Origin of the sequence: Cupriavidus sp. Agwp_2, assembly GCF_040784895.1 — a bacterium.
GTDB lineage: Bacteria > Pseudomonadota > Gammaproteobacteria > Burkholderiales > Burkholderiaceae > Cupriavidus.
The window spans coordinates 2614442-2629095 of record NZ_CP088084.1 but is presented as its reverse complement, the minus strand read 5'-3'; the positions used below and the strand labels follow the sequence as shown (position 1 = coordinate 2629095).

11 protein-coding genes are annotated in these 14654 nt (G+C 67.4%); 2 read left to right on the top strand and 9 right to left on the bottom strand.

The features are described 5' to 3' along the window. Positions 1–86: 86 nt before the first annotated feature. The 7 genes from LPA45_RS29630 to ilvC form a co-directional block, all read right to left on the bottom strand. Positions 87–3203 carry an efflux RND transporter permease subunit gene (locus tag LPA45_RS29630; protein ID WP_116319604.1) on the bottom strand — a complete coding sequence of 1039 codons (3117 nt, stop codon included), beginning with the start codon at positions 3201–3203 and terminating at the stop codon, positions 87–89. A gap of 6 nt (positions 3204–3209) precedes the next feature. Next, the gene (locus LPA45_RS29625) at positions 3210–4370 is read right to left on the bottom strand and encodes an efflux RND transporter periplasmic adaptor subunit (RefSeq protein WP_116319603.1); all 1161 of its coding nucleotides are present in this window, start codon (positions 4368–4370) and stop codon (positions 3210–3212) included. A 2-nt stretch (positions 4371–4372) separates the two neighbouring features. Then, on the bottom strand, positions 4373–5851 hold the full coding sequence (locus tag LPA45_RS29620) for a TolC family protein (RefSeq protein ID WP_317922392.1): 1479 nt from the start codon (positions 5849–5851) through the stop codon (positions 4373–4375). A gap of 215 nt (positions 5852–6066) precedes the next feature. After that, a complete protein-coding gene (locus LPA45_RS29615) occupies positions 6067–6468 on the bottom strand; it encodes a cobalt-zinc-cadmium resistance protein (RefSeq protein ID WP_233528123.1) in 402 nt (133 codons plus the stop codon). A gap of 249 nt (positions 6469–6717) precedes the next feature. Beyond that, positions 6718–7686, bottom strand: coding sequence for a PDR/VanB family oxidoreductase (locus LPA45_RS29610; protein ID WP_317922390.1), 969 nt, complete (start codon positions 7684–7686; stop codon positions 6718–6720). 83 nt (positions 7687–7769) lie between these two features. Further along, positions 7770–9311, bottom strand: coding sequence for a Rieske 2Fe-2S domain-containing protein (locus LPA45_RS29605; RefSeq protein ID WP_116319599.1), 1542 nt, complete (start codon positions 9309–9311; stop codon positions 7770–7772). A 143-nt stretch (positions 9312–9454) separates the two neighbouring features. Then, complete coding sequence (ilvC, locus tag LPA45_RS29600; RefSeq protein WP_317922404.1) at positions 9455–10471, bottom strand: ketol-acid reductoisomerase; 1017 nt, start codon at positions 10469–10471, stop codon at positions 9455–9457. A gap of 90 nt (positions 10472–10561) precedes the next feature. Between ilvC and LPA45_RS29595 the strand changes: the two genes are divergently transcribed. Further along, entirely contained in the window at positions 10562–11242 is a 681-nt protein-coding gene (locus LPA45_RS29595) for a GntR family transcriptional regulator (protein WP_116319598.1), read from the top strand. Positions 11243–11286: 44 nt separating this feature from the next. Here LPA45_RS29595 and LPA45_RS29590 read toward each other — a convergent pair whose 3' ends face one another. Continuing rightward, a complete protein-coding gene (locus LPA45_RS29590) occupies positions 11287–12603 on the bottom strand; it encodes an MFS transporter (protein ID WP_116319597.1) in 1317 nt (438 codons plus the stop codon). 113 nt (positions 12604–12716) lie between these two features. Next, the gene (locus LPA45_RS29585) at positions 12717–13559 is read right to left on the bottom strand and encodes a class II aldolase/adducin family protein (RefSeq protein WP_116319596.1); all 843 of its coding nucleotides are present in this window, start codon (positions 13557–13559) and stop codon (positions 12717–12719) included. Between the two features lie 162 nt (positions 13560–13721). Between LPA45_RS29585 and LPA45_RS29580 the strand changes: the two genes are divergently transcribed. Further along, a complete protein-coding gene (locus tag LPA45_RS29580; protein ID WP_116319595.1) occupies positions 13722–14654 on the top strand; it encodes a LysR substrate-binding domain-containing protein in 933 nt (310 codons plus the stop codon).

The following is a 14654-nucleotide window of genomic DNA, read 5'->3' as shown; positions in this document are numbered from 1 at the left end:
CCTCAGGCGTTTAACACTTGCCTGCTCCCTCTCCCGCGTGCGGGAGAGGGAGCAAACCAGCGGTTTCGGCGAACCGCCGCCGAGTCTTACACCGGCACATCCCTGGTCGGATCCGGCTTGCTGTCATCGAACCACCGGTACAGCGTCGGCACCATCACCAGCGTCAGCAGCGTCGACGTAATCAGCCCGCCGATCACCACCACCGCCAGCGGCCTCTGTACTTCCGAGCCCGGGCCGGTGGAGAACAGGAACGGCACCAGCCCCAGCATCGCAATGGTCGCGGTCATCATCACCGGACGGAAGCGCTGCGTCGCGCCCTGCACCACCGCCTCGTCAACCGACAAGCCCGAATCGCGCAGCGAGCGGATGTAAGACACCAGCACCACCCCGTTCAGCACCGCCATGCCCCACAGCGCGATAAAGCCCACCGACGCCGGCACCGACAGGTATTCGCCGGTGACGAACAGCCCGATGATGCCGCCGATCGATGCGAACGGCAGCACCGTGATGATCAGCGTGGCAAAGCGCAGCGAGTTGAACAGCAGGAACAGCAGGAAGAAGATCGCGGCGATGGTCACCGGCACGATGATCTTCAGGTGGCCCATGGCGCGTTCCATGTTCTGGAACTGGCCGCCCCACTCGAGGTAGTAGCCTTCGGGCAGCTTGACCTTGGATGCCGTGGCCTGCTGCAGCTCGGCCACGAAGCCGCCGAGGTCGCGGTCCTTGACGTTGATCATCACCACGACGCGGCGCTTGGCCATTTCGCGGCTGATCTGCGCGGGGCCGTCGTTGACCTCGATCCTGGCCACGCTCTGCAACGGCACCTGCGTGCCGTCCGGCGTGTTCACCAGCAGTTGGCGGATCGACTGCACGTTGTTGCGGAAGTCATCCGGCAGGCGCACGGCCGCCGCAAAGCGGCGCTCGCCTTCGAAGATATCCGTGGCGCGCTTGCCGCCGATCGCGATCTCGATAACGTCGTGGATGTCGGAGACATTGAGCCCGTAGCGCGCGATCGCCTGGCGGTCGATCTCGATCGACAGGTACTGCTGTCCCGAGACGCGCTCGATGCGGATATCCTGCGAGCCCTGGATGCCGCCGGCCACGCGCGAGATCTCGCCCGCCAGCTCGCGCAGCTTGTCCAGGTCGTCGCCGAACACCTTCACCGCCACGTCCGAACGCACGCCGCTGACCATTTCGTCGACGCGGTCCGAGATCGGCTGCGCCATCACGATCTGCACGCCGGGGATGGCCTTGAGCTTCTCGCGGATGGCGTTGGCGATATCGTCCTGGGTCCAGCCGTCGGGCCACTCGTCGCGGTCCTTCAGGCTGGCGATCGGGGTCGACTCGTTCTGGCCCTGCGGGTCGGCCGGGCTTTCGCCGCGGCCCACGCCGGACACCACGGACTTCACGCCCGGCACGCCCAGCACCAGCTTGTTGGCTTCCTTCTCCAGCTTGATCGACTCTTCCAGCGAAATGTTCGGCACGCGGTCGATCGCGGGAACGATCGAGCCTTCCTTCATCTCGGGGATGAACGAGGTACCCAGCAGCGGCACGATCAGCAGCGTGGCGACGAAGGCGCCGACCGCGCTGAGCACGGTCTTGCGGCTGTTGCCGAGCGCCCAGTGCAGCATGCGCAGGTAGTGGCGCTTCATGAAGGCAATCACAAACGTGTCATGCTCGGCGCCGCCCTTGAGCAGGTAAGACGACAGCACCGGCGACAGCGTCAGCGACAGGAACAGCGAGATCGCCAGCGCGATCGAGATGGTGAACGCCAGCGGCGCGAACATCTTGCCTTCCATGCCCGTCAGCGTCATCAGCGGCAGGAACACCAGGATGATGATGCCCACGCCCACGATCACCGGCGTGGCCACTTCCTGCACGGCCTTGACCAGGATCTCGGTCTTGGTCAGCCCAGGTTCCTTGTGGCCCAATCGCTCGAACGCGTTCTCGACCACCACCACCGAGCCATCGACCATCAGGCCGATAGCGATCGCCAACCCCCCTAGCGACATCAGGTTGGCCGACAGCCCCACCTCGTTCATCACCATGAAGGTCAACAATGGCGTCAGCACCAGTGTCGCCAGCACGATCACCGAGGAGCGCACGTCGCCCAGGAACAGGAACAGCACGATCACCACCAGCACCACGCCTTCGAGCAGCACCTTGGTCACCGTCCACAGCGCGGAGTCGACCAGTTCGCTGCGGTCGTAGTACGGCACGATCTGCAGCTTGCCGGGCAGCATGCCGCGTTCGTTGATCTCCGCCACGCGTGCCTTCACGCGGCTGACCACTTCCTTGGCATTGCCGCCGCGCATCATCATGACGATGCCGCCGACCGCCTCGGTCTGGCCGTTCTTGACCAGCGCGCCCTGGCGCACCTCATGCCCGATGGTGACGTTGGCCACGTCGCGCAGGTACACCGGCGTGCCGTTGACCTCCTTCAGCACGATGCTGCCGAGATCCTCGACACCCTTGGCCAGGCCCACGCCGCGGATCAGGTACTGCTCGGCGTAATGCGGCAGCACGCCGCCGCCGGAGTTGGCATTGTTGCGCGCCAGCGCCTGGTACACCTGCTGGATCGAGACACCGTAGTGGCGCATGCGCTCCGGGTTGACCAGCGCCTGGTACTGGCGCACGTAGCCGCCCTGCGAGTTGATTTCGGCCACGCCGGGGATCGAGCGCAGCAGCGGGCGCACCACCCAGTCCTGGGCGATGCGGCGCTCGGCCAGTTCTTCCTGGGTCAGCTCGCGGTTGCCGTCATCGGCGCGGTCCAGCGTGTACTGGTAGACCTCGCCCAGGCCGGTCGAGACCGGGCCCAGCACCGGCGACACGCCTTCCGGCATGCGCCCGCCCACTTCGATCAGGCGCTCCATCACCAGCTGGCGTGCAAAGTACACGTCGGTGGCATCGGTAAAGACCAGCGTGATCAGCGACAAACCCGCCTTGTTCAGCGAGCGCATTTCCTCCAGGCCCGGCAGGCCCGTCATCGCCATTTCCACCGGTACGGTGACAAAGCGCTCGACTTCCTCGGGCGAACGGCCCGCGGCTTCGGTCGCGATCTGCACCTGCACGTTGGTCACATCGGGGAAGGCGTCCACCGACAGCTTGGTGGCAGCGCGCAGACCGAAGAAGAACAGCACCACGGCAAGCACGCAAACCACCAGCCGCTGTTTGATGGCGGCTTCGACTAGGGATTTCATCATGGCGGCTTACCCTTGCTCGATGCGCTTGCGCTCGTTGTCCAGGTGGAAGGCGCCGTCGACCACGATGCGGTCGCCGGCCTTCACGCCGTTCTGCACCACGCGCATGCCGTCGCTCTCGGCGCCAAGCTTGACCTTGGTCAGGCGGAACTTGTTGCCCGGCATCTCGACGTAGACCAGTTCGTCGTTGCCTTCACGCACCACCGCGGCCGCGGGGATCACCAGCTGGTCCTGCGGCTTGCCGGCGATCAGCATGCTGGCGAGCATGGCGGGCTTCAGGCGCCCTTCGCGGTTCTCCAGCTCGGTGCGGACCAGCACCGTGCGCGACTGCGGGCTGACCGTGCGGCCCACGTAGATCAGCTTGCCGGTGATGGTGTTGTCGCCCTTGCCGTTGGCCAGCGACGGCACCTCGATCTCCACGCTCTGCCCTTCGGCCACCTGGGCGGCCTGCTGCTCCGGCACCTCGGCCACGACCCATACGCGCGACAGGTCGGCCACCGTGTAGAGGGCGTCGGCCGGCTGCACCACCTGGCCCTGCGCCACGTTGCGCTCGACCACGGTGCCGCTGATGCTCGAATACACCGGCGAATGCGAGTTGATGCTGCCGTTCTTGGCCAGTTCGGCGATCGAGCCCTGCGCCATGCCCAGCACGCGCAGCTGGTCGCGGTAGGCGCGCATCTCGGCGGAGGCGATCGCCAGTTCGCTCTCGCGGCGCTGCAACTCGCCTCGGCCGATCACGTCGGCGGCAAACAGCTGGCGCGCGCGCTCGGCGTTGCGCACCTGCAGGTCGTGCTGTGCCTCGCTCTTCAGGAACGACATCTGCGCCGCGCCCAGCTCGCTGCTGTGCAGGCGCGCCAGCACCTGGCCGGCCTTTACTTCCTGGCCCAGCGTGGCGTACAGGTCGGTCACGCGGCCAGTCACGCTGGCGCCGATGCGCGAGACGCGCTGCTCGTCGAAGTCAATGCGGCCGGCCACGCGCAGCATCTCGCTGAACGGGGACGTGGCTACCGGCGCCACCTTCAGCGACTGCTGCAGGTTGCCTTGCGGCTGGATCACGCCGGGCGGCAGCTTGGGCGCTTCGGCAACGGGTTCAGGTTTGTCGGAACAGGCCGCCAGGCTGAACGTCAGGACGGCGGCGGCCGTCAGCGAAAGCAGGAAATTGGGACGCATGGTTATTTCTGTTCGATGGTGGTGGTCGGCTGCAGGCCCGGCGCGGCAGTGGCGCCCGGGGCGGTCGACATGAGCTTTTCGATCTGGATGGCGGCCAGTTGCAGTTCGTACTGGGCGGCGATCAGCTCGTTGCGCGCGCCGCGCAGCACGCGCTGGGCATCGAGGTAGTCCAGGATGCCGCGCTCGCCGAAGCGGTAGGCGGACTCGGCCACGCCCAGCGCCGACTCGGCCTCGCGCACGATGCCGGACTCCAGCGCGGTCACCTGCGCCTGCGTGATCTCATACTGGCGGTAGGCGGTTTCCAGCTCCTGCGTCAGCTCGAACTCGCGCATTTCCAGCGCGCTCAGCGCCTGCGTGGCCTGCGCCGTCGCCTCGCCCACCGGGCCGCGGCGGCGGTCCCACAGCGGGATGGTCATCACCAGGCCGATCTGCGAGACGTTGTTGTCAGGCTGGCGGTCCGTGCTGGCGCGCACCGACACCTCCGGCCAGCGCAGCGAACGCTGGTAATCCACGCCCAGGCGCGCGCGCTCCAGTTCCGTGCGGCGCTGGACCAGCTCGGCGTTGCTCGCGGTCATGGTGTCGCGCAGCACCGGCAGCGGCGGCACGTCCGGCGACTGTCCCAGCGTGCCGGCCAGCGAGAACTGGCCGCCGGGCATCGCGCCGCCGACCTGCTGGCGCAGCGCGGCCTTGGTCTGGTTGACGCGCAGCTCGGCGGTCTGCTGGTTCTTCTGCGAGGCCAGCAGTTCGGTCTCGGCCTTGATCAGTTCATAGCGCGGCGCTTCGCCCACCTCCACGCGCAGCCGTGCGCGCGAATGGATCTGGCGCATCATCGCCAGGTCTTCCTCGGCGGCATGCAACTCGCTCTCGCGGCGCAGCACGTCGTAGTAGGCGGTCTTGACGCGTGCGGACAGTTCGGAGCGGAAGCCCTGGCGCGCTGCCTGGGTCGACTCCAGCCCGCGCGTGGCCATGGCTTCGCGCAGGCTGCGCTGGTGCGGGTAGTCCAGCTTCTGCACCACGGCGTAGCTGGGTGCATTGCCGCTGGTCACGCCCGGCTGCTTGCCGGACAGGCGGCCGTACATCACCTCCACTTGCGGATTGGGATAGGCGCGCGCGCTGCTGATGGCGGCGCTGGCGGCATCGACATTGGCCTCGGCCGCGGCGACACCCTTGTTGGTCGACTGCGCCATGTCGAGCAGTTGCGGCAGCGTGAACGCGGGGCCAGCCGCGGGGCCGGCGGGGCGTGCGGATGCAGCCTTGGGCACGGCCGTGGCCGCCAGCAGTTCGGCGCCGGGAGTGGGCGCCGTGGCGGCGGCAATCTTCGGAGAAGGCTTGGAGAGCGGTGCGGCCGGGGCAGCGGGTACGGTGCCCGTTGCCCCCGCGGCCTTCGCCGGGGTGGCGCCCTGCTCACCGGCATGGGCCGGGGCAGCGGCGAACGCGAGCAGCGAAAGCGACGCGATCAGGGTCAGCTTGGTTGTTGTCATGAGTCCGGAATGCAAGCAATACGACGCCTGCGCCATGCCGCCGCGCGCCCCGGCGCACGAGTCACGGCGGGACGGACAACGGCAGCGGCTTACCCGCGCGCGGTAGCGGCGGGCAGGCTGGCGATATCAGGCAAGGGGGCGCGGCCCGCGGCACGGCAACTGCGGAGGCAGCGCGTGCGCGCGGGGGAGCGGCAAGGCGTGTGAACGCCCGGCGCTCAGGAGCGGGAAATTGGCGGCCGGAAGAAGGCCGAAGGCGGCGGCTCGGCCCGGCCGTGGGGATTTTGCGCCACATCCCCGGTGGGCAGCAGCAGCTTCACGGGGGGCAAGGCAATGAGGGCGCTGGATTCCTCGATCTCATCGAGCAGGTCCAGCGGATCCAGCAGGTCGGCCGACCAGATATTGCAATACCCGGGCGGCGGGTCTTCGCAGATATCGTCGTCGGTCAGCCCATCGTCGCCGGGCGCGATGATGCGGCCCAGGTCGTCCACCGACTGCAGTGCGGCCAGTTCGGTGCTGGCCTGGACCTCCGGCTGCACGGACGCGCGCGCGTCCGCCACCGCTCCAAAGGAGAGCAGCGACAGGCACATGGCAGTCAGCAGCAGGAAAAACAATCGCATCGGTCGGGGGCTTGGGGCACGGGGCGAAAACGCCATTTTGGCAAGGCGCGCGCCGTGCTGCGGTACAGCATTGTAACGTAACGATTACGATTGACAGGGAATCGTTACGTTCGTTCCCCAGAGATGACGGTGGATGGAAGGTGGAAGATGGAAATTCAGCCCCTTCCCCGGCCGAGGGATGGCCTTCCGGGTTTACCCTCCGCACGCCATCTGGACGCGCCTGGCCAACCAGCGAACTGGCCCCTCCACTTACAAATCCAGCACCAACCGCCCACCGCACGCCCGCGACACGCACGGCGTCAGGAACGACTGCCGCTCCGTCTCGTCAAGGATGTAGTCCTGGTGGTCGACCTCACCGCTTACATAGCGAACCTTGCAGGTCCCGCACAGCCCGGACTGGCATGAGGTCTCCAGCGCGATGCCGGCGGACTGCAGCGCCTCCGCCAGGTTCTGTCCCGCGCCTACGGTGACTTCCTGTCCCGTGCTGGCGATCTGTGCGACATAGCCGCCGGTGGCAACCACAGCGCCGGTCGGCGCCACGGGCGCCTTGAAGTGCTCGCAGTGGACGGTGCCCGCGGGCCAGTGCGCCGAGGCTTCGCCGCAGGCTTTCATGAAGCCGCCGGGGCCACAGTAATACAGGTGCGTGCCCGCCGCGGGCTGCGCCAGCATGCCGGTAATGTCCAGTCCGTTGGCGGGATTGCCGCCGTCGAAGTGGTAGTGGACGTGGCCCCCGAGCCCTGACAGTTCCTCGGAGAACGCGGCGCAGTCCGGCGCCTTGGCGCAATAGTGGAGTTCGAAGCTGGCGCCGTCCGCCGCCAGGCTGTGCGCCATCGCCTTGAGCGGCGTCACGCCGATGCCGCCGGCCAGCAGCACGACCTTGCGCGCGCCGCCGGCCAGCGCAAAGTGGTTGCGCGGTGCGCTGACGGCAACGCGGTCGCGCACGCGGATGCGCTCATGCACCGCGCGCGAGCCGCCGCGACCGCCTTCGTCGCGCAGCACGGCAATGACATAGCGGTGGCGCTCGGCCGGGTCGTTGCACAGCGAGTACTGCCGCACCAGCCCGGACGCGACATGCACGTCGATATGCGCGCCGGCGGAAAACGGCGGCAGCGGCCGGCCATCGGGTTCGACCAGTTCATAGGCGTTGATACCGGCGGCTTCGGCGCGGATCTGCCGGACTAGCAGTTCGATCGGAGCGGATTCTGGGGTAGTGCTCATTTCGCTTTCCTTCACGGCTTGGGCTGTTGCGGGGGGCGGCGCGCACGCCAGGTGCGGCCGCCCGCCTGTTCACGCTGCGCGCATCAGGCGCGGAAGCTCTGCTCCAGGGCCTCGAAGCGGTCGCGCACGAACTTCGCCCGCTCCGCGCCCTTCAGGCTGTCGGACTCGTTCAGGATGGCCACCACCTCGCGTGCCAGCCGGCGGCGGTTGGCGACTTCCTGCTCGACGGTCCCGGCTTGGGGAATCGCGAACACATTGCCCGAGCAGAAGCTGTTGGGCTCGCCGCTGACCGCGCGCAGCCAGTCGGCAAACCCGCGCGCCTCGGATGAGACATTGGTGCCGCGCACCGCCTCGCGCAGCATCTTGCGGAAGGCAAACAGGCCGGCGTCGAACTTGGTCGGGTTTTCCAGCGCGTGCACGGCGATCGGGCGCTGGCTGATGATGGCCTCGTAGTCGCCAGGCGCGTATTGCGCGGCCTTGTAGTCGTGGCGCTCGCGGTGGTTGGGCGGGATCGGCGGCAGGTCTTCCAGCTTGTAGTTGCCGAACCGCTCCGGGCGGCGCATCGCCACCTGCCCTTCCAGGAAGTCGATGGTTTCATAGCCGACCATGCTCTTGTCGCCCACGCCGCGCGTGTCGATGCCGGGGCCCATCACGCGCCAGCCGATCATCTTGCTGTTCTCGTCGTCGACGGGCACGGTCCAGCGGATGATGTGGAAGCGGCTGAACAGCTTTTTCTCCGAGCCGTCCTCCGAGGTATAGGCGTGCAGGCTCAGGTTCGGCAGCACCTGGTGCTGCACGCGCAGGAACAGCTTGTCCTGGTCAACGCGGCGCGCGCCCGCGCAAGCCAGCCCGCGGCCCTGGTGCACCGGGATGAACTGCATGTCAGGCGCGACTTCCATCGACGCGGCCCCCACTTCATCGAAGGTCGTGCCCTGGTAGTTGCCGCCGACCACGTTCCTTGCCGCGTGCAGCGCGGTCGGGTGGAAGTTGTCGGCGGCATTGTCCTGGACCTGGAGCCAGTTGCAGTGCTGGAAGTTGCTGTACGGCACCAGTTCGTCACCCGGCAGCACCGTGAAGTCCGCCTCCCATTCGGGGAACGGCGGCTCCTCGTCGGGCGGGCCCATGTAGGCAAACACCAGCCCGTTGCGCTCGAACGCCTTGTACGCGCCCTGGCGGATCGAGCAGGCGTACTTCTCGGCCTCCTTCTCCTCGCCCTTGGGGAACGGCACATGCAGGCACGCGCCGTCCACGTCGAACACCATGCCGTGGTAGCAGCACTTGATGCCGTGCTCCTGGATCGCGCCGTATTCCAGCGACGCGCCGCGGTGCACGCAGTGCGCATGCAGCACGCCCACCCGGCCGCTGCCGTCGCGGAAGGCGACCAGTTCCTCGCCCAGGATCTTGAGGAAGCGCGGTGTGTCGGTCAGCTCCAGCGACATGCATACGGGGTGCCAGAAGCGGCGCATGTACTCGCCCATCGGCGTGCCGGCGCCGGTTTCAGTCAGTTCGGGGTCGTGGTCGGGAATGCGGTTGGCGTAGTAGCCGCCATAGGGAATCAGCTTCTTGGCAACGACATTGCCGCCGGCGGTGCGGGGCGTATCGAGCTTCTCGGACTTCTGGGTCATGACTTGTCTCCGTGAGGAATGAGGAATTCCGGTTTCGTTACCGGCTACCGAATTCTGAACTCTGTATACAGAGTTTAGGCGCGGACGGCGCCGATGCAAGTAAAGGTTTACCCCCGGGTGTTACGCCGGCCTGGTGGTTTGCCTCAGTTCCGGCTGCGGTCGACCAGCGCGCCTTTGCCGATCCACGGCATCATCGCCCGCAGCCGTGCGCCCACGGTTTCGATCGGATGCGCGGCGGTCAGGCGCCGGCGCGACTGCAGGGTCGGCGCGCCCGCCTGGCTTTCCAGGATGAACTGCCGCGCATACTCGCCGGACTGGATATCGTGCAGCACCCGCCGCATTGCGGCGCGGGTTTCGTCGGTGACGATGCGCGGACCGGTCAGGTACTCGCCAAACTCGGCGTTGTTGGAAATGCCGTAGTTCATCGTGCCGATGCCGCCCTCGTAGATCAGGTCGACGATCAGCTTGAGTTCGTGCAGGCATTCAAAGTACGCCATCTCCGGCGCGTAGCCGGCCTCCACCAGCGTGTCGTAGCCGGCCTTGATCAGTTCGACCGTGCCGCCGCACAGCACGGCCTGCTCGCCGAACAGGTCGGTCTCGGTCTCCTCGCGGAAATCCGTCTCGATCACGCCCGAACGGCCGCAGCCGATGGCCGAGGCGTAGGCCAGCGCGATATCCCGGGCGCTGCCGGAACGGTCCTGCGCCACCGCGATCAGCGCCGGCACGCCGCCGCCCTGGGTATAGGTCGAGCGCACCGTATGGCCCGGCGCCTTGGGTGCGACCATGACCACATCCAGGTCTTCACGAGGCACCACCTGCCCGTAGTGGATATTGAAGCCGTGGGCAAAGGCAAGCACCGTCCCCGGACGCATCGCCGGCGCCACCGATTCGCGATAGACCTGCGCGATGGTCTCGTCCGGGATCAGCAGCATGACGATATCCGCCCGTGCCGCGGCCTCCGCCACGGTCGCGACCGCCAGGCCCGCCGCGGCCGCCTTGCGCCATGAGGCGCCGGCTTCGCGCAGGCCCACCACCACCTCGACGCCGCTGTCGCGCAGGTTCAGCGCATGGGCGTGGCCTTGCGAGCCGTAGCCGATCACCGCCACCGTGCGCGCGCGCAACAGCGACAGGTCAGCATCCTTGTCGTAATACACATGCATGGTCATTCACTCCTGATTGAACTCCGTTGCCGGATTGACGGCGCGCGAGCGCGCCGTGTAGTCTGAATACAAAGTGCAGACTGCCCTACCATGACCGCCATCCTCCCCAAGATCCAGACCCGCCCCGACTATGTCGACGAGGTGTACAAGATGCTCCTCGACGCCATCAGCGATGGCACCCTGGCCCCGGGCACGCGCCTGACGCAGGAAGAGATCGCCGACCAGATGCAGGTGTCGCGCTCCCCGGTGCTGCAGGCGCTGCGGTTGCTGAAAAAGGACGGGCTGGTGCAGGACGCGCCCGGCCGCGGCGTGCTGGTAACCCCGCTCGACACGGCCGCGGTCGGCCACTATTACGAGGTCCGCGGCGCGCTTGACGCGCTGGCGGCGCGCCTGGCCGCCGCGCGGCGCTTCCGGGTCGACCCGGCGCTGATCGCGCACGGCCGCCGTGCCGCGCGCGGCAAGGACGTGAAGGCGATGATGGACGCCGACATGGCCTTCCACCACGCTATCTACGAGGCCGCCGGCAACCCGCTGCTGGCGCAGAGCGCCGAGATGTACTGGGTCCACCTGCGCCGCGCCATGGGTGCGGTGCTGCAGTCCTCGGCCCAGCGCGAGTCGATCTGGGACGAGCACGAAGCCATCGCCGAAGCCATTGCCGCCGGCGACGCGACCCGCGCCGCCGAGCTGACCGACCTGCACACTACCCGCGCCCGCGAGAACCTGACGCGCCGGCTTGGAGAGTTCCTGGGCGAGGCACGCCAGATCGCCTGAGCGCGCCCGCTCCTGCCCGGCACCTGTGTAGCGGCGGCCCATCATCAGTCCTTGCGCACGCCGCTGTTGACCAGCCGCGCCGGCACGGTGAACACCAGCATGCCGCCGATCACCAGGCTCGCCGCCAGCACCAGCACGCCGTTGCCGGTGGTGCCCGTGTTCGACTGCACCCAGCCGATCAGGTAAGGACTGATCACGCCCGAGATGCTGCCGACCGAGTTGGCCAGCGCAATGCCCGCCGCGGCGGCCGCACCACCCAAAATCGCCGGCGGCAGCGTCCAGAACTGCGAGATGGTGGTCATGATGCCCATGGTGCCGATGGTCAGCGCCAGCATCGCCAGCGCGGTATTGCCGGCATAGGCCACGCTCAGGCACAGGCCCAGCGCGCCCACTACGCCCGGCACGGCCAGGTGCCAGCGCCGCTCGCCACGCGCATCGGAACGCTGGCCGACCAGGATCATCGACACGGTCGCCGCCGCATACGGAATCGCCGAGAGCAGGCCGATATCGAGCGGATCCGACACGCCACTGGCCTTGACGATGGTCGGCAGCCAGAAGCTGACGCCGTACAGCCCCATGGTGAAGAAGAAATAGATCACGCTGAGCAGCAGGATGCGCGGGTTGGTCAGCCCGTCGCGCACGGAGTGCAGCGCATGGCCGCGGCTCTCGGCCGCGAGGTTGGTCTCGATCATGGCGCGCTGCTGTGCCGTCAGCCATTTCGCATCGGCCACCTTGTCATCCAGGTAGAAATACGCGATTACGCCCACCAGTACCGTCGGAATGCCTTCCAGCAGGAACAGCCACTGCCAGCCGGCCCAGCCGTGCGAGCCGTGCATGGCGCTCATGATCCAGCCCGACAGCGGCCCGCCGATCACGCCGGACATCGGGATACCCGTCAGGAACAGCGCGGTCACCTTGCTGCGGCGCGACGCCGGGAACCAGTACGTCAGGTACAGCAGGATCGCCGGGATAAAGCCGGCCTCGGCCACGCCCAGCAGGAAGCGCATGATGTAGAAGCTGGTGGGCGACTTCACGAACATCATTGCCGCGGAGATGATGCCCCACGTGACCATGATGCGCGCGATCCAGCGCCGCGCGCCGACGCGCAGCAGAATCAGGTTGCTGGGCACCTCGAACAGCAGGTAGCCGACGAAGAAGATGCCGGCGCCCAAACCATAGATGGCGTCGCTCAGGCCAAGGTCCTGCATCATCTGCAGCTTGGCGTAGCCGACGTTGATGCGGTCAAGGTAGGCGCACAGGTAGCACAGGAACAGGAACGGCAATAGCCGCCACATGACCCGGGTATAGGTTTCCGATTCGGTAGCGGCAAAGGGCGCCGCGGTTGCGCTGGGTGATTGCATGGTGTCTCCTGGGGGCGTCATCGCTGTGGTTGCGTGATCTGGCGGGGGAACTGCATCGGCGGCCGCCCGTGCCATGCGAGCACGCGGCGGCCGTGGCAAGCGGGCGTGCCCGCTCAGTCGAACATGTCGGGCTGGGTGGCGCAGAGGTGGTCCCAGATTGGCTGGAAGTGCAGCCAGCCGATGTAGTCGCTGCCGACGTGCTCGCGGCTGTAGCGCGCGCGATCCGGCGACACCAGGCGCGGCGTGATGCCGGTCGCCTCCACCATCAGTTGCTGCTTGCAGCAGCGCTCCAGCGCGATAAACCAGAACGCGGCCGACTCGATGCTGTGCCGGCTCGCGGTCAGCAGCCCGTGGTTCTGGTGGATCGCGGCCTTGACGCCCTTGAAGGCGTTGGCCACCTTGTGGCCGCCCTTGACCTCGACCGCGACCTTGCCGGCCTCGTCGCCGATCACCACGTGGTCTTCATAGAACGCGGCCGCGTCCTGCGTGATCGGCTCGATCGGCTTGCCCAGCGAGGCGAACGCGGTGCCGTATTCGGTGTGCGCGTGGCACATCGCCACGATGTCCTGGTGCATCTCATGCACGGCGGCATGCAGCACGAAGCCGGCGCGGTTGATGGCGTAGCCGCCTTCCACGACCTTGCCTTCATGGTCCGCGCAAATCAGGTTCGAGACCTTCACCTGCGCGAAGTGGATCGCCATCGGGTTGGTCCAGTACAGCTCCGGGTGCTCCGGGTCGCGCACCGTCAGGTGCCCGGCAAAGCCGTAGTCGTAGCCTTCCAGCGCAAAGGCGCGGCACGCCGCCACCAGCCGCTCCTTGCGGTACTGGCGCTCTTCGGCAAAGGAAGAGAACTCCGGGATCGACGGAAAGATCAGGCCGCGCTGTTCGGGCTGATAGATGGAAACGCGTTCTTCGTCGTTGAAGACCTGCGCGGTGCGTTCGAGGACTGCCGCCATGACTGCTCCTGTTGGGTTTCGAAGGGAACTGTTCTTGCGACGGCCCTGCCGGGTACACCGTCGCGCTGGAGGCATAGTCGCGCCGGGAGGATATGTTGACAAACGATGGGTGTTCATGAAAGCATGAACTGTATTCATGGATTCACGCGAGAGAAAACAGCCATGCGGCGGGTACCGAACTTCGTGCTATTGCGCGCCTTTGAGGCGGCAGCCCGGCTGGAGAGCTTTACGCTGGCGGCCAACGAGCTGCACCTGACGCAATCGGCAATCAGCCATCAGGTGCGCGAGCTGGAGGATTACTTCGGGCGCAAGCTGTTCGTGCGCCGCAACCGTCGGGTCGAGCCGACGCCCGAAGGCCGCCGCCTGCTGGAAAGCCTGTCGCGCGTGTTCGACGTGATCGAGGCCGCGTGCAACGAGGTCGCGCTGGCGCCGCAGGCGCAGGTGCTGGCGGTGTACAGCGCGCCCAGCTTCGCGGTGAAATGGCTGGGGCCGCGCCTGCCGGCGTTCATGCAGCAGCATCCCGACATCACCATCCGCCTTTCGTCCGGCGCCGAGCCCATCGACATGACGCTGGCGCGCGAAGTCGACCTGGCCATCACCTACGGCACCGCGCAGGCGCGCGCGGGCGTCATCGTCACGCCATTGGGCAAGGAGCGGATCCTGCCGCTGTGTTCGCCCCGGCTGCTCGACGATGGCTTGCCGGCGCGCGCGCAGATGCAGGCGCTGCCTTTGATCGATTCGCAGCTTAGCCGCGTGACCTGGCCCGACTGGTTCGATGCCAACGGCATGGTGTGCCCGACGCGGCCGCGCGCTTCATTCGACCGCGGCGCACTGGCGATCTCCGCTGCGGTCGATGGCATGGGCGTGGCGCTGGAAAGCATCCGCCTGGCCGAGCGCGAACTGGCGCGCGGTGACCTGGTGCCGGTCGGCGAAGGCGAGTTCCGGCCGGTGGCGCGTGAAACCCACTTCCTGTGCTACCGGCAGAATGAAGCGCACTTGCCGAAGATCGCAACCTTTGTCGCGTGGCTGTGCGCGGAGCTTGGCCTGGAACCAGGCCCGGGAGCGGGCGGCACGGGTACGCGCCGCCCGAAGTGA